Source organism: Marinomonas foliarum (genome assembly GCF_003337275.1).
GTDB lineage: Bacteria > Pseudomonadota > Gammaproteobacteria > Pseudomonadales > Marinomonadaceae > Marinomonas > Marinomonas foliarum.
On sequence record NZ_QPJQ01000009.1, the window covers coordinates 109,048 to 130,647 of the forward strand.

Here is a 21,600-nt window from a genome sequence, read left to right on the forward strand (position 1 = left end):
CCACATTTCATCATCTTAACCTTTTGGTTAACTTTTTACTTAACTGAACTTTAGAGCGCTAGCCCTTTATAGGTGCGTGTTTTGCACTAATAAAAACAATTTACTCTACGCAAAATGATTGCTATTAATTTTTATACCAAATGGTAAAAAAAATAATTTAACCTCATTTAATCACTAAAGCGTGGAGTGAATATGATCTCTGATTCTGAAGCCATATCTTATGAGTTTGCGACTGGGCCAGACTTGTACGCACTCTGCCAAGAAGCCGCTAAAGCGCGTGATAACGCTTGGGGTAAACAGCTTACTTATTCAAAAAAAGTCTTCATACCTTTGACTAATATGTGTCGTGATACCTGTGGCTATTGCACTTTTGTGCAATCGCCAGATTCGCCTCACGCTAACTATATGACGCCAGAACAAGTGTTAAAAACCGCACGAGAAGGCGCAGCACTTGATTGCAAAGAAGCTTTGTTCAGTTTGGGCGAGCGTCCAGAAGAGCGTCATCAGAAAGCTCGCGATATGTTGGGCCATTTAGGTTACGGCAGCACCTTAGATTACCTGCATGACCAATGCGAAAGCGTGTTAACTCACACAAGTTTATTGCCTCATGTGAATGCGGGAGCCTTGTCTTTTGACGAGCTAAAACGCCTAAAACCCGTCGCCGCCAGTATGGGTATGATGCTGGAAAATGTGTCCAACGATTTACTCAAGAAAGGCCAAGCCCATTATGCTTGCCCAGACAAAACGCCCAAACGTCGACTCGACACCATAGAGCAAGCGGGCCGTCTTGATATCGCCTTTACCACGGGCATTCTGATTGGCATTGGTGAAAGCTGGGCAGACCGAGTAAACAGCCTTATCGCCATTCGTGATCGCCATCTTGCCTATGGGCACATCCAAGAAGTCATCATTCAGAACTTTCGCGCCAAAGCAGGTACTGCAATGGCAAATTATCAAGAACCAAATTTAGACGACATGAAGCGCACCATCGCCGTTGCCCGTTTGATCTTGCCCGATGACATCAGCATACAAGCGCCACCCAATTTGGAAGTCGAATACGGCAGTTACATCAATGCGGGCATCAACGATTGGGGCGGCATTTCTCCTTTGACCAAAGACTTTATTAACCCAGAACGAGCGTGGCCGCAAATCAGCAGTGTCGCGCAAGCCTGTGAAGGGCTGGGTTATTCGCTGGCAGAACGCTTGACCATTTATGACCGTTTCCAGCATCAGGATCACAAATATCTAACCCCTAATTTAACCCAACGAGTCGCGTCGCTGGTTAGCCGTGCTGCTCAAGTGAGTGGAGGAGTTATCGCATGAACCTATTTCCTTTAACGTCAAACAATGCCCAAGTGAGCGAATCTGTTCGAACAATTTTGGATAAGTCTTTGTTGGGTGAGGAGCTGAGTGTCGAAGACGCTTGTGTGCTGTTTGCTACGCAAGGCGCAGAAGCCCAATCCGTGTTAGACACCGCCGACAAAGTACGTGAAAAGCGCGTCGGCAATGTCGGAACCTTTGTCATTACACGCAATATCAACTTTACCAATGTGTGTTACATGGGCTGCCGATTTTGTAATTTCGCCAAAGAAAAAGGCGACAAAGAAGCAGAATTTCTCACAGTTGAGCAAGTCGCAGATCGAGCCGAAGAAGCTTGGAATCGCGGTGCGACAGAAGTCTGTATTCAAGGTGGATTGCATCCTGACATAGGCGCAGATTATTACCGAAACCTCATAATCGCGGTAAAAAAGCGTGTGCCAGAGATTCATATTCACGCCTTTTCTCCGTTTGAAATTTGGTATGGCTGCAAAAAAGGTCGCCTTGAGCCAGAAGTCTTTCTGACCGAGTTAAAGAACCTTGGTTTGGGTTCTATGCCGGGCACAGCGGCAGAGATTTTAGATACCGAAGTACGTAAACAACTGACCAAAAATAAACTCACCACAGAAGAATGGGTGCGCATTATCAAAGCCGCTCATTCTGTTGGTGTGCCGACGACGTCGACTATTATGTATGGTCACGTGGATCAGCCGATTCATTGGGCAAATCACCTCAAATTATTACGCGATATTCAAAAAGAAACCGGCGGATTCACCGAGTTTGTTCCCTTAGGTTTTATCCATTACGAAACCCGTTTGTACAACGACAACCCAGACAAGGTTCGTCCTGGCCCAACCCAAGATGAGCATTTCAAAATGCACGCCATTGCTCGTCTGATGTTGCAAGGTCATATTGATAACATCCAAGCTTCATGGGTGAAAATGGGGCCTGATGTGGCCGCGAGAATGCTGCGTTCCGGTGCCAATGATTTGGGCGGCACCTTGATGAATGAAAGTATTTCTCGCGCGGCTGGGGCAACGCATGGTCAAGAAGTCTTCCCAGAAGACATGGTGTCCAATATTCATGCAGCAGGTTTGCATGCAGTACAGCGCAGCACCAAATATGACGTCGTAAAAGACTACCCAATAGCCGCCACTAGCATCAAAGCGCCATTAACGAACCGTATTGCGATTCAAGGAGTGGCTTAATGACCAGCTTAAATATCACCTTGTTGGCGGGTGGCGTAGGCGGTGCGAAAGCGGCAGAAGGCTTGGCAAAAAGCCAATACGCCAGCTCGACGAAGATCATTGGCAACATTGCTGACGACGATGAGTTTCACGGTCTTTGGGTCTCGCCCGATATCGATACGCTGATTTATTCCTTAGGCGATCAGATCGACCGCCAGCAAGGTTGGGGACGTAAAAACGAAACTCACCAAGTACTCACCGAGCTAAAAGCCTTAGGGCAAGACACTTGGATGACCCTTGGGGATTTGGATCTCGCCACGCATATTTTCCGAACGAATTTAAAACACCAAGGCGTCAGCGCCAGTGACATAACTGAGCGTTTGGCGAAGCGTCATGGTGTCAGCCTACCGATTTTGTTGCCAACGGACGATGTAGTGCAAACCCGAGTGAAAACGCCGCAGGGCTGGTTGTCTTTCCAAGAATTTTTTGTGCGCGAGCATTGTCAGGCCGACGTGCTGGATATTGAATATCAAGGCATCGCAAACGCCAAGCCGACTCCTGAAGCCTTAGAGCAAATTGCTAACAGTGACTTAATTATCATCGCGCCGAGCAATCCTATCGTCAGTATTGGTGCCATTCTCGCTGTGCCGGAAATTCAGCAAGCGGTGGAAAAAAGCGGTGCTTATATCATTGCTATTTCGCCATTAATTGGCGGAAAAACGGTAAAAGGCCCTGCGGATAAAATGCTCGAAAGTGCGGGTAAAAGCATTGATTCAAAAGGTATTTATGACTGTTACAACACATTCTTGCAGGCCATGGTGATTGATGATGTTGATCAGCAAGAGGCCACTTGGTTGCAAGGGCAAGGCCTAGATGTCTTGGTCACGCCAACCCTAATGAAAACCCCTGAAGACAAAACAGCGTTGCTTACCAAAGTGGTTGAGTTCGCTCTATCTTGTAAAAAGCAGAGGGCGGCCTAATGACACATCATTCAGCTATGTATTCGCCAAGTATTTATCACTTAATCGATAAGCTTTGCGTAGTGATTCCGATGAAATCGCCCAAGCGTTCCAAACAAAGATTGGTTGGCAGCTTGTCAGACTCAGCCCGTGAAAAGCTGTCTTTGACCTTGTTTGAAAACACTTTGGCGTTTTTTCAACGACATTTCCCCATGCTGGATGTGCTGGTGGTGAGCGAGTCCCTTGAAGTGCTTTCTCTTGCTCAATCCTATGAAGCCAATACCTTGTTTGATGATGGAGAGAAGGGCCTAAACAGTGCGTTAGATTTTGCCTGCGATTGGGTGAAGCAATCTGGATACGACAGCCAACTTATCGTCCCTAGCGATATTGCCGCGTTGGATCCAGAGGAAATTCTTGCATTGATGAAGGCGGCCCATGATGCGTCAGTGGTGATTGCTGTCGCCAAAGACGGCGGCACCAATGCGTTATTAACATCGCCTCCGGATGCGATTCATTTTGAATATGGTTGTGATTCGGCGTCTGCCCATAAAACCAACGCTGCGAATAATCGACTGGTTTGTCGCAGTTTGCATTTAGCGAATCTCGCGTTGGATATTGATCACAGCGAAGACCTGCAAGTAGCTGTGATTCGTCAGCCCGAACGCTTTAAAGCATGGCGTGACAATAGCGCAGCATTGATGAAAAAAACGCTCATTAAGGAGCGTCACTATGCCTGATTCTATGAACATGTTTCGTCTAATGGGATTACCGAGTTTTCGGGAAGGTGATGATTTAGCTCAGAACATTATTGATACCTTAACTACGCAAAATCAAACCTTGGTAGCTGGCGATATCTTGGTTATTGCGCAAAAAGTGGTGTCGAAAAGCGAAGGTGCATTTGCTTATCTAGATGATATCACGCCCAGCGAAGAGGCCATCGAGTTGGCGAAAACGGTTAATAAAGACCCACGAAAAGTCGAGGTGATTCTCTCTCAATCAAACCGAATTGTGCGAGCAATGAAACGACCAGATCAAGAAGAAGGCGTACTGATCGCCGAACATAAAAATGGCTACATCTGCGCCAACGCAGCGGTGGATGAATCCAATGCGGATCACCCAGGCCAGCTGATTTTATTACCCGATGATCCTGATAAAAGTGCGCGATTACTGTGTCACAAATTAGAAGCCCATTTTGGCTGTGATTTGGGCGTGATTATCAGTGATACCTTTGGTCGCCCGTGGCGATTGGGTCAAACCAACGTGGCGATTGGCTTGGCGAATGTGCCGGGTGTCATGCACATGTTAGGTGAGTTAGACGCGTATGGACGACCTTTGAGTGTCACCGCGCCCGCCTTTGCGGATGAAGTCGCGGCGGCGTCTGGGTTGTTAATGGAGAAAAGTGCGAAATCGCCAGTGATTATTTTTCGTGGCCTATCTTGGTCAAAAACCGACAGTTCGAGCCGTGATCTTATTCGTGCTCATAACGAGGATCTTTTTAGATGAACAACGATGTAAGCAATAAAGTCGCCATCATTGGCGGAACAGGCCCGCAAGGGAAAGGACTGGCCCTGCGTTTGGCATTGGCGGGTGTCAGTGTGGTGTTGGGTTCTCGTGATCCTGCCAAGGCAGCAGAAACCGCACAGCAGCTTATCGCCACCTTGGCGGAACAGGATTGTAAGGCGGACATTACTGGCTTCTCGATGGAAGACGCGACCAAAGCCGCAGACGATCTGGTGATTTTATCGGTTCCCTATAGTGGTCACGATGCCACCTTGACCGCATTAGCACCATTACTCGTTGGCAAAACCTTGGTCGACATCGTTGTGCCATTGGCACCGGGTAACCCAAAAGCTGTGGTGATGCCAGCAGCTGGCTCGGTGACCGAATCGGCGCAATTATTATTGGGCGACGACATCCCAGTTGTTGGTGCATTACATAACGTCTCGGCGGTGACTTTGAATGATTTATCTCGTGGCATCAATTGCGACATCTTGGTGTGCGGCAATGACCTTGATGCTAAAAAACGCGTCATGGCGTTAATCGAAAAAATGGGTACTAAAGCCTACAACGCTGGGTTAGCAGAAAGTGCTCGCTGTGTAGAAGCACTAACGCCGATTTTGATTCGATTGAATATTTCGAAAGATGTGCCGTTTTCCCATGCGGGGATACGTATTTGTCCACCAGATGGACACTAGTTTATGGCTACTGCGCTCACCAATACTTTGTTAAAAACAGACTCGAAATGCTCATTTATGACTTATAAACTCCGCTTTCTCGTCTGTTTTTGCCTTGTCTTGGTTTTGCTCGTAACGCCCTAAAAGCGCCATCTAACTGTTAATAAAAAAATCTATTAAAAACATAATCACAAGAGGAACACATTATGGAATTTGGCATTACGTTTAAAGGCTTCGTCAGCCCAGATCGCGCACGAAATCTTGTTCGTCAGGCGGAAGCAGCGGGCTTCACTTACTGTTGGTTTTACGATTCACATATTCTTTGGCGTGAGTCGTTTGTCGCCATGGCAATGTGTATGGAGCACACCAAAACCATGCGTTTTGGTCCTTGTGTGACCAACCCGAATATTCGTGATTGGTCTTTGTCGGCCAGCTTGTACGCGAGCTTGGCACATCAAAGTAATGGACGTTTTGACATCGGCCTTGGTCGTGGTGACTCCTCTATGCGAGTCATGGGTAAAAAACCAGCGACGCTAGCGCGCCTCGCGGAATTTACCACCAAGGTAAAAGCCATGGTGCGCGGTGAAGAAGTGGAATACGGTGAATGTCCAGAACCAGTAAAATTGCCTTGGGCGACAGGCTATGAATTGCCTGTTTGGATTGGCGCTTATGGCCCGAAAGCCTTGGCGACAGCAGGCGAAGTAGGCGATGGTTTGATATTGCAGATTGGTGATCCAGATTTAGTAAAATGGTTTAAAGATCAATCTATTACGGCTGGTGAAGCTGCTGGACGTGATATGTCTAACTTTAAAGTCCAAGCCGCCGCGCCTGCTTACTTCGGCGACATGGATTATTGTATCGAACACACTAAATGGTTTCCTGCCATGGTGGGTAACCACGTAGCAGACATCGTTGAAAAATACGGCAGCGACTCCGGTTTAGTGCCAAAAAGCTTGACGGATTATATCGAAAAACGCCGTGGTTACGATTATTCAAAACATGGCCAAAGCGACAACCCATTCTTGGATTTCATTACCGAAGACATAGTGAAAAGCTTCTGTGTATTGGGTACACCAGAAGATCACATCGCTAAGATTAAAGACCTAGAAGCAGCGGGAACCACGCAGTTTAACATCTACCTAGACAGCGGCGACGAAGAAGAAATCATCGCCAAATACGGTAGAGAGATTATCCCTGTATTTAACGGCTAAACTGTTGTTGTAATCATTGAGCGATATGTATCTGTCCCTTCCCTTTTCTTCAAGGGGAAGGCTAGGATGGGGTTGCTATTGTTACTCGAACTGCATTGCTTCTCATCGACCGAATAACATTCCTCCTCGAAACTACCGCCTCCCTCGTCGGAATGTTATTCGCTCATGATGTTTGGTCTATTAGAGGTAGGGTGGCGATGTTTTGATAAACCCCATAATGATATCTGCAAGTTGTTCTGGAAGAACTATCTGAGGGAAGTGTCCACACGGAAGGGAAGCGACAGCATTAGGAGCGCCTAGTTTTATCATTTCTTGCTGTACTTCTGGTACGACTGAGCGGTCATGTTTCGCCATGACGTAATATTTTGAAACACGACCAGCCCTTTCTTTTGTCCAGTTTATAGTGACGACTCTTGCAGCGTTAGGTTGAACCACCATTTTTTTATTGGCGAAGTGGATAGTTTCTTCGGTTGCATCATGGAGGAAAATGTCTCTGATGCCTTCCGTTTGGACTTTTGTTCCATATGTTGTTTGCTCAAGGTAGGGGGCAATACCTTGAGTGTCGATTCCTCTTTTAGAGACGCTTTGACACAGCTCAGTAAAACTTATACCGCTGGGTAACATCATGCCTGCGATGTAAATGATACCTGCAATTTTGTCTGGATTTTGTTCTGCGACGGCAGTAGCAGTCAGGCCTCCGCCTGAGTGGGCGATTAACCAAATGGGTTCGTCGATTTTAGATATTACATCTAAAACATGTGAGGTGTATTGTTTTATATCAGCTTGAGATTGCAAAGATGCTTCGTAGCTTTCGCTGTTGGGAAGGTTGATTACATGGCATAGTGTGATAGATGAATCGAAGCAATGCAGCAAAGACTCCCAAGCCCAGCCGCTTGCCCAAGCACCATGAATTAAGACCAGATTAGTCATGCTTATTTATCCCCGTATGTTTTTTGATACATTTCGATCATGTGTTTTTCTACAGTCGTAGGGGGGTATTTTGGCCGTTCATTCTCAGGTAGGCAGGTTGGTATGCACTTTACTTCATGGTCTAAGTGACCGCTGAAGAAGAAAGGAATGGAATAGCGTTCGTTGCCGCTCTTGTTAATGACTCTGTGTAAGGTCGAGCTATATTGATCGTTTGTCCACCGAGCAATCATGTCTCCAATGTTTACCACATAGCTACCTTTTATAGGTGGCGCATCAATCCAGTCGTCGGTTTTGTGCGACCAAACCTGCAGTCCACCATTTTCGTCTTGTAGCAGAAGTGTTAAACCACCAAAGTCTGTATGGGCGCCACAGCCTTTCTCGTTCTCTTCGGGATTAACAGGTTGAGGTGGGTAGTGTAGTAGCCTTAAAGTGGCTAATGGGTCATGACAGAAGTCATGAAAATAATCGTCGGGTAAATTCAGTGAAAGCGCTATGAGAGACATTAGCTCTTCGCAAAGTGATGTCATAGTTTTTAGGTAGTCAATGGCGACAGGCTTTAGATTGGGTAGCTCTGTTGGCCATTGGTTTTGTCCAAAGTTAAATTTATTGGCTTTTACCATGGGATGTTCAGGACTATGGTCAAAGCCAATATAAAAACCTTCTTTTAAGTCTGGCGGAGTTCCAGCTTCGAGTGTTTGATCTTTAAGTGGCTCGTAGCCACGGTTCGCCTTGGAAAATTTTTTGTCTATCTTGAGTTTATTTTTTGAAGGCAAGTCGAAGAATTTTGAGCTTTCTGAAAACAGTCTAGTTTGAAGCGATTCTTCGATGTCGTGTCCAGTAATATAAAAAAAACCGAATTCTCTGCATGCTTCGCCAATTTTTGCGGAGAGTTCTTGTTTTTGGTTTTTTGATGCCTGTTGATAACCTGACAAGTTAATAATAGGCAGTGTTGTAGATGTTGTATTCTGACTTTTCATATATCACCAATGTTCGAATGTTTGACTACATCCTATCAATCGAACAGTGAGTAGTGATAACGTTCATTTCAGATAAGGGTGTTGCCAAAACGGCATCACCTACTGGTGGCTGATTCTGCCGCTTGGCTAAGTTCATGGATGAGATCTCGCACAAAATAGTCTGCAGCGACTGGCAAGGTTCTATTTGATCTGACATACACGCCAAGTTCAGAGTTCATTACGCTGGGATGAGTAATTGGAATATGGAACAGTCTTTTATTTGCTAGGTCTTCTTCTATACCGATTATAGTTTGAAAAGTGACGCCCATGCCGCTAAGGGCTAGTTTTCGAGATAGCTCTACTGAATTGGTTTCGATTACTTGATGAGAAGAATCGATAAGACTAATAAAACTGCTTAAATGTTTATGGATCGAAAGCCCTTTTTTACTAAGGATCAATGGATAAGCACAGCATTCTTGAAGACCGGTTTTATTTTTATATGTAAGTGGATGGTCCTTTGAGACGACAGCGCCAAGGACGTAATTTTTCACCCATAATTGGTTTAAATCTCTTTGGTTTTCGATATCAAAGGCTAAACCTATGTCGACTTCTCCGTTAATAATCAGCTCTGGCATTTTTGAAGAGCCGATGACGTGAACACCAACGGTGATATTAGAAAAGCGTGTTTTAAACTTTTTGATGACGCGAGGGATCAATTCAATAGAAGGGCCTTCAACTGTGGCTATTTCAATGTGTCCTTTTTGAATACCTTTTATGGCATCAATTTCTGAGTAAAGGCGTTCGGCGTCTTTTAATACAAACTGTGCGTGTCTTGCGAAACTTTCTCCAGCTGATGTTAATTTCAAGCCATTGGGTGATCGCTCGAAAAGTTGTACATCCAAATCATCTTCTAGTTTCTGGATTTGTCGGCTGACTGCTGAGGTTGCAATATGTAGCGTTCGGGATGCTTCTCTAATCGAGCCGAGTCGTCGAACACTGTCAAAGCAATAAATGGCAGTAGAGTGGATACGCCTTTTTGAAGTCAAATAACCGATTCCATATGTTGTTTTAGAAAGCTTGATGCTAATGATCATAACCTCAAAAGAAGTCAGCTTGTAGCCCTACCAGTTATACACTAAAAGTTGATTAGTTTTTAAGTGCTGATGTCTCTAGTCAATGATGATCATTGCGTCTTAGGTGCGCTTCAAAAGCACGGATCATGAGCGATAAGCTGAGTGTGAGTACGAGGTACATGAAGGCGACGACGTTGTAGGTTTCGAAGAATTGGAAGGTGGAGGAGCTGAATACTTTGCCAAGTTGGGTGATGTCTTGTACGCCGAGTACTGAAACGAGGGCGGAGTCTTTGATCATGGCGACCAGGTCGTTACCAAGCGGTGGCAAGATTTTACGCATAGCTTGGGGCAGGGTGATGAGACGAAAGCGATGCCAGTTGGACAAGCCCAGTGCCTTGGCCGCTTCTATTTGTCCTTTGCCTACTTCTTGAATGCCGGCGCGGAAGACTTCGGCAATGAAGGCGCTGTAGCTGATGGCTAGGGCGATAATAGCGCGCCACAGTAGGGAGAAATCTCTTGTGCGGGCTTTTTCTATCCAGCCCGCTTCGATCGGTATTTGTAACACCCAGTTGTAGAGTTTTACCATTTCCGGTGCGCCGACAAAGGCGATGTAAAACAGTAGAACGAGCACTGGAATACCGCGGAAGATTTCTACATAAAAACGGGCGAATTCACGAAGAAGGCGATAACGTGAAAAACCTGCCAGTGCAATTAATAACCCAAGAAAACTTGCTAGTATAAAAGCGGTGAAGGTTACGCCGATTGTGGTCAGTAACCCTTCGCTTAGTGCGCCTGCGATGCGTTGGTAGCTTTGGTCGGAAATCATGTTCCATAGCAAAACCAGAGCGATAATGATGATGGTGACGAGCCACCACGGCGTGCGTTCTAGGGATTTCTTAAAGGGCATAATCAATTCATATTAGGACCATTCCTTGGTCATCTTCAATTAATAGCGGAAAGCCTAGAATAGACGTTCCGTTACTGTGTTGTTGTTTCTATTTAACGGAATTTGTTACTGGTTATAGTCGAAAAACCATTTTTTATTTAGCGCTTCTAAGGTGCCGTCTTGTTTCATACTTTTTATTGCCGCGTTGATTGGCTCTAAAAGATCTGATCCAGGAGTCAGAATTAAACCAAAATCCTCTGAGCCCAATGGGCCGCCGATTATTTTAAACGCGCCTGGATTGGCGCCAATGTAACCGCGAGCCGACGCAGCATCCATAAGTACGCTGTCAACATCGCCAGATTTCAGTGCTTGGACTGATGCACCAAAAGTGTCCAATAAGGTGATGCGAGGGTTGTTTTCATCGCCATCAAGCACATCGTAGACGGCAACATAAAAGTTGGTGGTGCCTGCTTGCGCGCCAAATTGTAGATCTGTGTTAGCAGCAAAAGATTTAGCATCGTTAAAACGATCTTCATCGGCGCGCACTAACATGAACTGCTGAGAGGTCATGTAAGGAATAGTGAAGTCAATTTGCTCTGCGCGTTCTTCATTAATTGTAATGCCGTCCATACCTACATCGTATTGGCCTTGTTTGACGGCTTGGATCATGGTGTCCCAGCTGCTTAGGTGCCATTCGATGTTGGCATTTAGGCGTTTGCCAATTTCGTTCATGGCGTCGTACTCCCAACCAATACCTTCGCCTGTTGCTGGGTCGACAAAGTTAAGTGGTGTGTAGGCATTTTCGGTGACAGCTAAAATAGTTCGACCTCTAAGGTCTGGCAAGCTGTCGGCGAAGCTGAGGCTGCTAATCGAAACGGCAGCGATAACCATCAAACGAGATAACAAAGACATCATGTTTTCATACCTTTTGGGGGTGTTAGCAAAATTGGTTTGCGATTATACACAGGCATCGTGCAAATATCTCTAGCAAGCTTCAGGCCATCAAGTGGCATCTCACGACGTAAGCGGGTATATTTGCTTACCAATATTCAATTCAATGAATGTGCACTTTTACGACTGCGATTAAGGTTATTATGTCCCGCGAATTACCACCTCAACAGGCTTTTCAAACGCATTGCTTAGCGCAAATGGGCGTGGTTTCCTGGTTGTCCATTGAGAAAAGTGATTCTGCCACGGACAGTGTGTCGGGTACGGTTTTTATGCCGCCTCAGCCTTGGCCAATTGATGTTGCAGTTGAGCAAGGTGTTTCGTCACAGGCTTCGTCTGATGCCTATTCAACTGGTTTCCAAGCAGCGGTTCCACCGCCTGTGGTAACTTTGACTCCAGAGGAAAAAGAGCCTTTGGTTCACAACCTGCGTGAACAGTTAAATGCAGGGCCGGAAATTATCGTTGAAGATTTACAGCCAATCGAAGAGTTAGCTGTGGATATTGTGATTGAGCCTAAGTCCAATGTTGTCAGCCAAATTACACACCTTGATATTCGAGCTTATGCTTTGTCGAATAAGTTGTTAATTCTCAGTGATGTGCCGCAGGTGTTTTCGCAAGCAGAGGACATTGAGCGTTTAGCGCTGAAAATGGGTCAAGCTCTACTGAAAAAGCCTATTGATGAATGGCAGGGTAGTGCGTTTAGCTGGCCTGGACAATTACGTAATCCGTACTTTTTAAATCGTACCGATTGGTTGTTTGGCGCCTTAGAAAGCTATGTAGGTCGCTTGGTGAAAGATTTTCCTGATGCACCTTTATTGGTACTGGCAGGTGCCAAGGTGGCTCAGCTGGTGGAAGATTTACCAGCTGATAATGTATTGAAGCAATATCCTACCGCACGGATTGTTAGTTTGCCTGAGCTGCATCGTATTCCAGAGCTTCGCAAAGAAGCGTGGGAAGAAATGCAGTCTACGCTTTTTAGCTAATTCCATTCGCGACTGATGTGATTTTGAATCCTATGAATGTACCTATTTCTCTCCGTCCAGCCGTTGCTTCTGACTTACCTGCCATTATTCAACTTGATGCTTTGTCTAATCCTCACCCTTGGGGCGAAAAATTGGTGGCTGATGCTTTGCAAAGCCGCGAAAACTGGATTCTTGAGTCGGTAGGCTGTACGCCGCATGTTGTCTTAGGTTGGCTGACTGCATCGGTTGTGCTTGATCAATCCGAATTAGAATTAATTGTGATTGATTCCTCTGTGCGTAGACAGGGGCTAGCCAGACAGTTGATGATGGTTTGGTCAGAAACGGTTGCGCAGCAAGATGTCAGTGAACTTTTGCTAGAAGTGCGTGAGTCGAATGTCGGTGCTATTTCCCTTTATGAATCTTTGGGGTTTGAGTTAGTGGGGCGCCGGAAAAATTACTATCAAATAGAAAAAAAAGCACAAACAGAACAGGGACGCGAAGCGGCCTGTTTGTTTACCAAAATACTATGAATTTAATTGTTTTAAAGAGGTGAGTATGAGCAAGGTATTAGTTCCTATTGCGAACGGCAACGAAGATATTGAAGCTATTACTATTATTGATGTTTTGAGACGTGGTGGCCTAGACGTCACTGTTGCGAGTATTCATGAGTCAAAACAGGTTGTGATGGCGCATAACACTAAGCTAGAAGCGGATGTATTATTGACGGATGTAGCTGATCAGATTTTTGATGCCGTGGTTTTGGCAGGTGGTATGCCTGGTGCTGAGCATTTCCGTGATTGTAAGTTATTGATTGATATGTTGGAAAAGCATGACATTCAAGATGCTTTGTTAGCTGCGATTTGTGCATCGCCTGCCGTGGTGTTTGGTACTCATGGTTTTGTTGTCGATAAACAAGCGACTTGTTATCCAGGGTTTGAGGGCGGCTTAACTGGCGCAGAGTATTTGCCTAATGAACCAGTGGTCATGGATGACAACATTCTGACGTCCAGAGGGCCAGCAACCGCGATGATTTTTTCATTGACTGTGTTGGGCAATTTAAAAGGCTATGAAGCTGCTCAAAGTGTGGCCGATGGTTTGTTGTGTTAAGCGTGTTTGATAGGTAGATATTATTCCTGACTAATAAGTCAAGAAAAAATATGCTCTATTTGCGTATTTTCGCCTGTTTTCTCGGCAATTCGGTGGACGCTAAAGGCGTATAAGAGTAGAATTAGGCAGATTTTTTGAACGCGAGATCCTTTGATTATCCATCACTGGATGAACGGCAAAAACGCAATTTCTTAAAAGCGAGATGAGCCGCCGGTTTGTCTCGCTTTTTTGCAACCTGATAGGCTCTAAATGGGAGGTTCCTTTGGCAACATCAGCGATTCTGGCTCTGGAAGACGGCACGATTTTTAAAGGGGTGTCGATCGGAGCAGATGGCTCCTCAACCGCCGAGGTTGTTTTCAACACCTCGATGACCGGTTATCAAGAAATACTTACTGATCCTTCCTATGCTCGACAAATGGTCACCTTGACCTATCCCCATATCGGGAATACTGGCGTTAACCCTGAAGATGAAGAGTCCAGCAATGTTTGGTGTGAAGGCCTGATTATTCGTGATCTACCTTTAGTTGCTAGCAGCTGGCGTTCACAAGAGTCTTTAGACTCTTACTTGAAGCGCAAAGGTGTGGTTGGCATCGCCGATATCGATACACGTAAATTAACACGTATCCTTCGCGAGAAAGGCGCGCAAGCGGGTTGCATCATGGCAGGTGAAAATCTGGATGAAGCGGCTGCGGTTGCTGCTGCCAAAGCTTTCCCAGGTTTGAAAGGCATGGATTTAGCCAAAGAAGTTACCGTTGAGAAAGCGTACGAGTGGACTGAGTCTACTTGGGATCTTGTCAATGGTCATACAACACCAGAATCTTTCGATTTCCACGTAGTGGCTTATGACTACGGTGTGAAACGCAATATTCTTCGCATGTTGGTTGAGCGTGGTTGCCGCTTGACTGTTGTTCCTGCGAAAACACCTGCTAGTGACGTATTGGCGCTAAATCCAGATGGCGTCTTCCTATCCAATGGTCCTGGTGATCCAGAGCCATGTGATTATGCGATCCAAGCGATTAAAGAGATCCTAGAAACAGAGATTCCTGTTTTCGGTATCTGTCTTGGTCACCAACTTTTGGCTTTGGCTTCTGGCGCAAAAACGAAAAAAATGAAGTTTGGTCACCACGGTGCAAACCACCCGGTACAAGCGATCGAAAAAGGCACTGTGATGATCACCAGCCAAAACCACGGTTTTGCGGTAGATGAAGATACGTTGCCAGCTAACCTTGTGATGACTCATAAATCTTTGTTCGATGGCTCTTTGCAAGGCATCGCACGTACAGATAAAAGTGCATTCAGCTTCCAAGGTCACCCTGAAGCGAGCCCAGGTCCACATGATGTGGCGCCTTTGTTCGATCAGTTCATTGAAAACATCAAAGCCACTAAAGCCTAAAAGTAGGAGCGGAGCGAAATATTATGCCAAAACGTACTGACATAAAAAGCGTCTTAATTTTAGGTGCAGGTCCTATTGTTATTGGTCAGGCATGTGAGTTTGACTATTCTGGTGCACAAGCGTGTAAAGCGCTTCGTGAAGAAGGTTTTCGCGTTATTCTAGTGAACTCCAACCCAGCGACCATCATGACAGATCCTGTTATGGCTGATGCAACTTACATCGAGCCAATCGAATGGAAAACTGTTGAGAAAATCATCGAGAAAGAACGTCCAGATGCGGTTCTACCTACTATGGGTGGTCAAACAGCACTGAACTGTGCGTTGGATCTTGAGCGTCACGGCGTGCTAGAAAAATACAATGTGGAAATGATCGGTGCGACAGCTGACGCAATTGATAAAGCGGAAGACCGTAATCGTTTCGACCAAGCAATGAAAGCGATTGGTCTTGAGTGTCCACGTGCGGGTATTGCCCACAACATGGAAGAAGCGCTTAAAGTACAAAGTGAAGTTGGCTTCCCTTGTATCATTCGTCCTTCTTTCACCATGGGTGGTACTGGTGGCGGTATCGCCTACAACATGGAAGAGTTCGATGAAATCTGTACTCGTGGTTTGGATTTGTCTCCAACCAACGAATTGCTAATCGATGAATCTTTGATCGGTTGGAAAGAGTACGAGATGGAAGTTGTCCGCGACAAAAAAGACAACTGCATCATCGTTTGTGCGATTGAAAACTTCGACGCGATGGGTGTTCACACAGGTGACTCTATCACGGTTGCGCCAGCACAAACTTTGACTGACAAAGAATATCAAATCATGCGTAACGCTTCTTTAGCGGTATTGCGTGAGATCGGTGTAGAGACAGGCGGTTCCAACGTACAGTTTGGCATGGATCCACAAACAGGTCGTCTTGTTGTTATTGAGATGAACCCTCGTGTATCGCGTTCGTCTGCTTTGGCATCGAAAGCAACGGGCTTCCCAATTGCGAAAATCGCTGCGAAATTGGCGATTGGTTATACGCTTGATGAGTTGCAAAACGACATCACTGGCGGCCAAACGCCAGCGAGCTTCGAGCCAGCAATCGACTACGTTGTGACTAAGATTCCTCGTTTCACTTTCGAGAAATTCCCAACAGCTAATGACCGCCTTACAACGCAAATGAAATCTGTTGGTGAAGTGATGGCGATTGGCCGTACTTTCCAAGAGTCCTTGCAAAAAGCCCTACGTGGTTTGGAAGTAGGTTCTGACGGGTTCAATCCTCAGTTAGATTTAGCTGAAGAAAACAGTAAAGAGAAGTTGGCTTACGAGCTTCAGTCTCCTGGTTCTGAGCGTATTTGGTATATTGGCGATGCCTTCCGTTCAGGCATGACTGTTGACGAAGTATACGCAGCAACAGGTGTTGATCATTGGTTCTTGGTGCAAATCGAAGACTTGATCAAAGAAGAAGCTGCGTTGGCAGACAAAGGTCTGATCGACATGACGTACGACGTACTTCGTCGTCTAAAGCGTAAAGGCTTCTCTGATGCGCGTCTTGCTACCTTGATGAGCGTGACTGAGAAATCCATGCGTGAGCGTCGTTACTTGATGGATGTTCACCCAGTTTACAAGCGCGTAGATACTTGTTCTGCTGAGTTTGCTACTGATACAGCTTACATGTATTCAACATACGAAGAAGAGTGTGAAGCAGCGCCAACGGATCGCGATAAAATCATCATTCTTGGTGGTGGTCCAAACCGAATTGGTCAAGGTATTGAATTTGATTACTGCTGTGTACATGCGGCGCTAGGTCTACGTGAAGACGGTTACGAAACCATCATGGTTAACTGTAATCCTGAAACCGTATCGACTGACTACGATACATCTGACCGCTTGTATTTCGAGCCAGTAACGCTTGAAGACGTGCTAGAAATCGTTCGAAAAGAAAAACCAAAAGGCGTAATTGTTCAATTTGGTGGTCAAACTCCGCTGAAAATTGCTCGTGCTTTGCAGAACGAAGGAGTGCCAATCATTGGTACAACGCCTGAGTCTATTGACCGTGCAGAAGACCGTGAGCGTTTTCAAAGCATGATCCAGCGTTTGGGCTACAAACAGCCACATAACGCGACAGTGCGTAGTATTGAGCAAGCTGCAGCGAAAGCTGCCGTCATTGGTTATCCACTTGTGGTTCGTCCTTCTTATGTGTTGGGCGGTCGCGCGATGGAAATCGTGTACAACGAAAAAGAGTTGATGCGCTACATGACCAGCGCTGTGAAAGTATCTAACGACAGCCCTGTGTTGCTAGATCACTTCTTGAATGCCGCGATTGAAATCGATATCGACTGTATCAGCGATGGTAAGCAAGTGGTTATCGGCGGCATCATGCAACATATCGAACAAGCGGGCGTTCACTCTGGTGACTCGGCCTGTTCTTTACCACCTTATTCTTTGTCGAAAGAAGTGCAAGACGACATTCGAGAGATGATTAAAAACATGGCGCTAGAACTTGGCGTTATTGGTTTGATGAACACTCAGCTTGCGGTTCAAGACGGCGAAATTTATGTGATCGAGGTTAACCCTCGTGCATCACGTACCGTGCCTTTCGTGTCTAAGTGTATCGGTCGTTCTTTGGCGCAAGTTGCAGCCTTGGTCATGGCGGGTAAAACACTGGAAGAGCTTGGTTTCACCAAAGAAATCATCCCTTCATACTACAGCGTGAAAGAAGCCGTTTTCCCATTCAATAAGTTCCAAGGCGTGGATCCGATTCTTGGGCCTGAAATGAAGTCTACAGGCGAAGTTATGGGTGTGGGTGATACCTTCGCAGAAGCCTTTGGTAAAGCTGTTCTTGGCGGTGGTACTGAACTGCCAACATCGGGCCGTGCTTTTATCAGTGTTCGCGATATGGACAAAGAAGGTGCGGTAGATGTAGCTCGTCGCTTGGCAGAGCTAGGTTTCGACCTTGTCGGCACCGAAGGCACAGCAAAATACCTAACAGAACGTGGCGTTGAAGTTCGTAAAGTGAACAAGGTGAATGAAGGTCGTCCGCATATCGTTGATATGATGAAAAATGGCGAAATTGATTACATCATCAATACCACGTCAGGTACGCAAGCGATTGCAGATTCTTCTGTTATTCGTCGTACAGCATTACAGCGCAAGGTTTGTTACACTACAACATTGGCTGGTGCTGAAGCTACGAGTATGGCGATTAGCCTAACAGGTGAAACGAAAGTTAGAAGACTGCAAGATTTGCACTTGGGGAAATAATGAAAAAAGTACCAATGACAGTAGAGGGTGAAGCTCGTCTTAGAGAAGAGCTTAATCACTTGAAAACTGTCGTCCGTCCTCGCGTGATTGCGGATATCGCAACCGCGCGTGAGCATGGCGACTTAAAAGAAAATGCTGAATATCATGCAGCTCGCGAAGAGCAGGGGTTTGCTGAAGGTCGTATTAAAGAGATCGAAGGCAAGCTTGCAGATTCACAAGTGATTGATGTGAAAGCGCTGCCAGCATCTGGGAAAGTTATTTTTGGCACAACAGTGACACTTTTCAATGTTGATACCGAAGAGACGGTTACCTACAAAATTGTTGGTGACGACGAATCTGATGTGAAAGAGAAGAAAATCTCTTACGCTTCACCTATCGCGAAAGCTATCATTGGGAAAGTAGAAGGTGACGAAGTCATTGTAAAAATCCCAAGCGGCGAAGCAACATATGAAGTTGAGAAAGTCGAATACATCTAATGTATTAGATTTTCTCTTAAAAACCACGGTGTGAAAGCGCCGTGGTTTTTTTATGCCTGAGAAAACGTTATAAAGATAGCTGATTTTTAAGCTTATTCCTTTTGTGACAAGAGAGACTGCCATGGCAAGCCGAATTTTGATCTCCCATTCTAATAATCCTCATTTTAACCTCGCGGTGGAGGATTGTATTTTCCGTGCTATGTCTGCCGATCAGCGGGTCTTATTCTTATGGCGTAACGCCGATACCGTTGTGATTGGTCGCTCTCAGAACCCTTGGAAAGAATGTAATATCAATAAAATGGAGCAAGATGAGATTCACCTTGCTCGTCGCCAAAGTGGCGGTGGAGCAGTGTTTCATGACTTGGGTAATACTAACTTCACTTTCATGGCGGGCAAGCCTGAATACAACAAAGAAGTGTCGACTGAGATCGTTCTGCAAGGCTTGAAGAAACTTGGTATAGAAGGCTACGCCAATGGTCGAAATGATTTGGTGGTGGGGGAGGGAGAAGAGATGCGTAAATTCTCTGGCTCTGCCTACAAAGAAACCAAAGACCGTGGCTTTCATCATGGTACTTTATTGCTGCACGCGGATTTGAGTCGCTTAGCTAATTACCTAAACCCTGATGTCAAAAAGCTGCAGTCAAAAGGCATTACTTCAGTTCGATCTCGTGTGACCAACCTTGATTTACTTTATCCACAGATTAATCACCAATTGGTGTGTGACGCCATTGTGGCGTCTTTCTGTGAATACTTTGGTGAAACGCCAACCATAGAAGAAATTTCCCCTGAAGCCTTACCAGATCTGCCTGGCTTCCTTGAGAAATTCGAACAACAACAAAGCTGGGATTGGAACTTTGGTAAATCGCCGCAATTTACTCACACGCTAGACGAGCGCTTCAAATGGGGCGGAGTAGAAATTCACCTTGACCTGAGTAACGCGAAAATTACCGCCGCGCAAACCTTTACCGACAGCTTGTTTCCAGATCCAATTGAGCTGCTTGCAGAAAAGCTCGTCGGCGTCATCTACCGACCAGATGCCATTGCAGATTGTGTCGACTTGGTTATTGAAAGCTATCTAGACCATAGAGCGGATTTGGAAGAAATGAAAGAGTGGTTGGTGAAGGCGGTTGCTTAGAGAATAAAAAACTCCTCATTAATTGGTAGTTATTCAATACTTCGCAGAGGAGTTTGGTTCCACAGCTAATGTGAGATGCATTGGTGACTAAAATAAACACTTGCTGCTAAATAGGTTAACTCGATGAAATTACCTATTTAGCAGATTGGAATCAAAGTTCCATACTCAACTAATTAAGCAGCACTTTAACAGTGTCATCTAAAGCGATAAGTTATCGCTCTTCAATTAAAGCTCGAAGCGTTTTATCTTGAAACTGAAATACTTCAAACATACCCAATACTTGCAATGTCGGAAGTGCTTTTTGAATGGCATCGAACAGTTCTATTTTTTCTTCTTTGCTAGTGGTTGGGTCTTGCCAGCGTTTAGTATTTTGCAAAAATGCTGCAACCGTGCCTTTACGAATATTAATGCCCTTAAGATTCGCTTGGTTGATACCTTCGGGTAAAATATCTTCTGGTTTAGTAATAGTTGATGTCATAAGTCGCTTCTCTTATCGATGAATGAGGATTCAGTATAATGTTTGAATTTTGGCTATACTCCAGTAAATAAGACATTCGATACTGAGAAATTGCCAAAATGAAAAGCCCCCTTTTGCCTTTGAACATGATTAATCAATCTGATGCTGAATTGATCATGTCTGTGGAATTGATAGAAAGCAAAATAAGAGAAACCGAAACGCATCGACATGCATTTGGTCAATTGATTGGCAGTTTAGAAGGGCTATTGTCGATTCAAACGGAATCAGCTTGGTGGGTGGTGCCAGCAACTCATGCAGTGTGGGTTCCATCGAATACTCTTCATGGGGTGAAATCTTATGGTCCTTTTAAGGGCTGGAGTGTGTATCTTGATTCAGCGAAAAGTCAGCTTCTGGCGAACTCAGTAAAAAGCCTTCAGACTACGCGTTTACTAAAAGAGCTTGTGCATCGTGCGGCCAGCTGGAAAGGCGATACACCTCAGACTGTGAAAGGTCGTTTATCGGATGTGCTGTTCGATGAAATCGCGAGTTTAGAAGAGACGCCTCTAGGTTTGGTGCAACCTAGGTTGCCGTTATTAAAACAGATGACCGATGGCTTACTGGCGAACCTTGCGGATAATCGTGGCTTGGAGGATTGGGCAAAGGTGATTGGTTTGTCTTCAAGAACACTAGCGCGCCGTTTTAACGAGCAAACGGGCTTAGGATTTTCGGAATGGCGACAACGAGCGAGAGTATTAAAAGCCATCGAAATGTTAGCCGATAATGTACCTGTGACCAATATTGCATTTGCCTTGGGTTATGAAAATGTTAGCGCCTTTATTGTCATGTTTCGCCGTGTAATGGGCGTAACACCGGGCCAATATATTCAAGGGTACAAAAAGGAGTCTGTCTCTTGAAAATACATTAGAGCATTGTTTGACTCGATAGATGAGTTGAAGGCACAAGAAAGCTAAGCGGCGTTTCGATGAGGTAGGCGATAGTTTCGAGGGAGAAACGCCGCTTGGCTTGGTGTCATGTGCAAAAGTCTGTGTTGGGCTGATTATGGCTTCATGTTGAGGGGGTGTCGGCCTGAAGGCGCGACCTTGTATCTCTTCTTGATGGGTGTTTAGCTAGCACTTATCGCATCGGGAAATCGGTGAGCTCGTGCGCGACCTGAGCACAAAGATGCTGTT

At 45.5% G+C, this 21,600-nt stretch carries 21 protein-coding genes; 15 read left to right on the forward strand and 6 right to left on the reverse strand.

Annotation, left to right across the window (positions count from 1 at the left end; translation table 11 throughout):
* Positions 1-192: 192 nt before the first annotated feature.
* The 7 genes from cofG to DFP77_RS07010 all read left to right on the forward strand — a co-directional run bounded on the left by cofG (position 193) and on the right by DFP77_RS07010 (position 6,848).
* Positions 193-1,323 (forward strand): 7,8-didemethyl-8-hydroxy-5-deazariboflavin synthase CofG, encoded by a 1,131-nt coding sequence (cofG, locus tag DFP77_RS06980; protein WP_114411561.1) that lies wholly within the window; start codon positions 193-195, stop codon positions 1,321-1,323.
* Positions 1,320-2,525, forward strand: coding sequence for a 5-amino-6-(D-ribitylamino)uracil--L-tyrosine 4-hydroxyphenyl transferase CofH (cofH, locus tag DFP77_RS06985; protein ID WP_114411562.1), 1,206 nt, complete (start codon positions 1,320-1,322; stop codon positions 2,523-2,525). The genes cofG and cofH overlap by 4 nt, the downstream gene beginning before the upstream one ends.
* Positions 2,525-3,484, forward strand: a complete 960-nt coding sequence (gene cofD, locus DFP77_RS06990; RefSeq protein WP_114411563.1) for a 2-phospho-L-lactate transferase — start codon at positions 2,525-2,527, stop codon at positions 3,482-3,484. The genes cofH and cofD overlap by 1 nt, the downstream gene beginning before the upstream one ends.
* Complete coding sequence (cofC, locus tag DFP77_RS06995) at positions 3,484-4,200, forward strand: 2-phospho-L-lactate guanylyltransferase (protein ID WP_114411564.1); 717 nt, start codon at positions 3,484-3,486, stop codon at positions 4,198-4,200. The genes cofD and cofC overlap by 1 nt, the downstream gene beginning before the upstream one ends.
* Entirely contained in the window at positions 4,193-4,966 is a 774-nt protein-coding gene (cofE, locus tag DFP77_RS07000; RefSeq protein WP_114411565.1) for a coenzyme F420-0:L-glutamate ligase, read from the forward strand. Before cofC ends, cofE begins: the two co-directional genes overlap by 8 nt.
* Positions 4,963-5,658, forward strand: coding sequence for an NADPH-dependent F420 reductase (npdG, locus tag DFP77_RS07005; RefSeq protein ID WP_114411566.1), 696 nt, complete (start codon positions 4,963-4,965; stop codon positions 5,656-5,658). The genes cofE and npdG overlap by 4 nt, the downstream gene beginning before the upstream one ends.
* Positions 5,659-5,843: 185 nt before the next feature.
* A complete protein-coding gene (locus DFP77_RS07010; protein ID WP_114411567.1) occupies positions 5,844-6,848 on the forward strand; it encodes a TIGR03842 family LLM class F420-dependent oxidoreductase in 1,005 nt (334 codons plus the stop codon).
* Between the two features lie 180 nt (positions 6,849-7,028).
* Here DFP77_RS07010 and DFP77_RS07015 read toward each other — a convergent pair whose 3' ends face one another.
* The 5 genes from DFP77_RS07015 to DFP77_RS07035 form a co-directional block, all read right to left on the reverse strand.
* Positions 7,029-7,778 (reverse strand): alpha/beta fold hydrolase, encoded by a 750-nt coding sequence (locus DFP77_RS07015; RefSeq protein ID WP_114411568.1) that lies wholly within the window; start codon positions 7,776-7,778, stop codon positions 7,029-7,031.
* Positions 7,779-7,780: 2 nt separating this feature from the next.
* A complete protein-coding gene (locus DFP77_RS07020; RefSeq protein ID WP_114411569.1) occupies positions 7,781-8,755 on the reverse strand; it encodes an isopenicillin N synthase family dioxygenase in 975 nt (324 codons plus the stop codon).
* Between the two features lie 95 nt (positions 8,756-8,850).
* Positions 8,851-9,780, reverse strand: a complete 930-nt coding sequence (locus DFP77_RS07025; RefSeq protein ID WP_114411585.1) for a LysR family transcriptional regulator — start codon at positions 9,778-9,780, stop codon at positions 8,851-8,853.
* A gap of 127 nt (positions 9,781-9,907) precedes the next feature.
* On the reverse strand, positions 9,908-10,714 hold the full coding sequence (locus tag DFP77_RS07030) for an amino acid ABC transporter permease (protein ID WP_114411570.1): 807 nt from the start codon (positions 10,712-10,714) through the stop codon (positions 9,908-9,910).
* A gap of 105 nt (positions 10,715-10,819) precedes the next feature.
* Positions 10,820-11,608 carry a transporter substrate-binding domain-containing protein gene (locus tag DFP77_RS07035; protein ID WP_114411571.1) on the reverse strand — a complete coding sequence of 263 codons (789 nt, stop codon included), beginning with the start codon at positions 11,606-11,608 and terminating at the stop codon, positions 10,820-10,822.
* A 179-nt stretch (positions 11,609-11,787) separates the two neighbouring features.
* On the opposite strand from DFP77_RS07035, the gene DFP77_RS07040 reads away from it, so the two are divergent.
* The 7 genes from DFP77_RS07040 (at position 11,788) to lplA (ending at position 19,953) form a co-directional block, all read left to right on the forward strand.
* The gene (locus DFP77_RS07040) at positions 11,788-12,624 is read left to right on the forward strand and encodes a hypothetical protein (RefSeq protein WP_114411586.1); all 837 of its coding nucleotides are present in this window, start codon (positions 11,788-11,790) and stop codon (positions 12,622-12,624) included.
* 32 nt (positions 12,625-12,656) lie between these two features.
* The gene (locus tag DFP77_RS07045; RefSeq protein WP_114411572.1) at positions 12,657-13,133 is read left to right on the forward strand and encodes a GNAT family N-acetyltransferase; all 477 of its coding nucleotides are present in this window, start codon (positions 12,657-12,659) and stop codon (positions 13,131-13,133) included.
* Positions 13,134-13,158: 25 nt separating this feature from the next.
* A complete protein-coding gene (locus DFP77_RS07050; RefSeq protein WP_114411573.1) occupies positions 13,159-13,710 on the forward strand; it encodes a DJ-1 family glyoxalase III in 552 nt (183 codons plus the stop codon).
* Positions 13,711-13,972: 262 nt separating this feature from the next.
* Positions 13,973-15,103 carry a glutamine-hydrolyzing carbamoyl-phosphate synthase small subunit gene (gene carA / locus DFP77_RS07055; protein ID WP_114411574.1) on the forward strand — a complete coding sequence of 377 codons (1,131 nt, stop codon included), beginning with the start codon at positions 13,973-13,975 and terminating at the stop codon, positions 15,101-15,103.
* A 23-nt stretch (positions 15,104-15,126) separates the two neighbouring features.
* Positions 15,127-18,342 carry a carbamoyl-phosphate synthase large subunit gene (gene carB / locus DFP77_RS07060; protein WP_114411575.1) on the forward strand — a complete coding sequence of 1,072 codons (3,216 nt, stop codon included), beginning with the start codon at positions 15,127-15,129 and terminating at the stop codon, positions 18,340-18,342.
* On the forward strand, positions 18,342-18,818 hold the full coding sequence (gene greA / locus DFP77_RS07065) for a transcription elongation factor GreA (RefSeq protein WP_114411576.1): 477 nt from the start codon (positions 18,342-18,344) through the stop codon (positions 18,816-18,818). Before carB ends, greA begins: the two co-directional genes overlap by 1 nt.
* Positions 18,819-18,939: 121 nt before the next feature.
* Positions 18,940-19,953: a lipoate--protein ligase gene (lplA, locus tag DFP77_RS07070; protein WP_114411577.1), complete on the forward strand. Its 1,014-nt coding sequence runs from the start codon at positions 18,940-18,942 to the stop codon at positions 19,951-19,953.
* Between the two features lie 211 nt (positions 19,954-20,164).
* Here the strand turns inward: lplA and DFP77_RS07075 are convergent, their stop codons facing one another.
* Positions 20,165-20,431 (reverse strand): DUF7709 family protein, encoded by a 267-nt coding sequence (locus DFP77_RS07075; RefSeq protein ID WP_114411578.1) that lies wholly within the window; start codon positions 20,429-20,431, stop codon positions 20,165-20,167.
* 98 nt (positions 20,432-20,529) lie between these two features.
* On the opposite strand from DFP77_RS07075, the gene DFP77_RS07080 reads away from it, so the two are divergent.
* A complete protein-coding gene (locus tag DFP77_RS07080) occupies positions 20,530-21,324 on the forward strand; it encodes an AraC family transcriptional regulator (protein ID WP_114411579.1) in 795 nt (264 codons plus the stop codon).
* Positions 21,325-21,600: the final 276 nt, after the last annotated feature.

Coding starts and splice junctions, on each gene's coding strand:
- npdG (WP_114411566.1), top strand. CDS start 4,963: ATGAACAACGATGTAAGCAATAAAGTCGCCATCATTGGCGGAACAGGC.
- cofC (WP_114411564.1), top strand. CDS start 3,484: ATGACACATCATTCAGCTATGTATTCGCCAAGTATTTATCACTTAATC.
- DFP77_RS07010 (WP_114411567.1), top strand. CDS start 5,844: ATGGAATTTGGCATTACGTTTAAAGGCTTCGTCAGCCCAGATCGCGCA.
- DFP77_RS07040 (WP_114411586.1), top strand. CDS start 11,788: ATGTCCCGCGAATTACCACCTCAACAGGCTTTTCAAACGCATTGCTTA.
- DFP77_RS07080 (WP_114411579.1), top strand. CDS start 20,530: ATGAAAAGCCCCCTTTTGCCTTTGAACATGATTAATCAATCTGATGCT.
- cofH (WP_114411562.1), top strand. CDS start 1,320: ATGAACCTATTTCCTTTAACGTCAAACAATGCCCAAGTGAGCGAATCT.
- cofE (WP_114411565.1), top strand. CDS start 4,193: ATGCCTGATTCTATGAACATGTTTCGTCTAATGGGATTACCGAGTTTT.
- DFP77_RS07015 (WP_114411568.1), bottom strand. CDS start 7,778: ATGACTAATCTGGTCTTAATTCATGGTGCTTGGGCAAGCGGCTGGGCT.
- DFP77_RS07030 (WP_114411570.1), bottom strand. CDS start 10,714: ATGCCCTTTAAGAAATCCCTAGAACGCACGCCGTGGTGGCTCGTCACC.
- DFP77_RS07050 (WP_114411573.1), top strand. CDS start 13,159: ATGAGCAAGGTATTAGTTCCTATTGCGAACGGCAACGAAGATATTGAA.
- greA (WP_114411576.1), top strand. CDS start 18,342: ATGAAAAAAGTACCAATGACAGTAGAGGGTGAAGCTCGTCTTAGAGAA.
- DFP77_RS07020 (WP_114411569.1), bottom strand. CDS start 8,755: ATGAAAAGTCAGAATACAACATCTACAACACTGCCTATTATTAACTTG.
- lplA (WP_114411577.1), top strand. CDS start 18,940: ATGGCAAGCCGAATTTTGATCTCCCATTCTAATAATCCTCATTTTAAC.
- DFP77_RS07075 (WP_114411578.1), bottom strand. CDS start 20,431: ATGACATCAACTATTACTAAACCAGAAGATATTTTACCCGAAGGTATC.
- cofG (WP_114411561.1), top strand. CDS start 193: ATGATCTCTGATTCTGAAGCCATATCTTATGAGTTTGCGACTGGGCCA.
- carB (WP_114411575.1), top strand. CDS start 15,127: ATGCCAAAACGTACTGACATAAAAAGCGTCTTAATTTTAGGTGCAGGT.
- DFP77_RS07035 (WP_114411571.1), bottom strand. CDS start 11,608: ATGATGTCTTTGTTATCTCGTTTGATGGTTATCGCTGCCGTTTCGATT.
- cofD (WP_114411563.1), top strand. CDS start 2,525: ATGACCAGCTTAAATATCACCTTGTTGGCGGGTGGCGTAGGCGGTGCG.
- DFP77_RS07045 (WP_114411572.1), top strand. CDS start 12,657: ATGAATGTACCTATTTCTCTCCGTCCAGCCGTTGCTTCTGACTTACCT.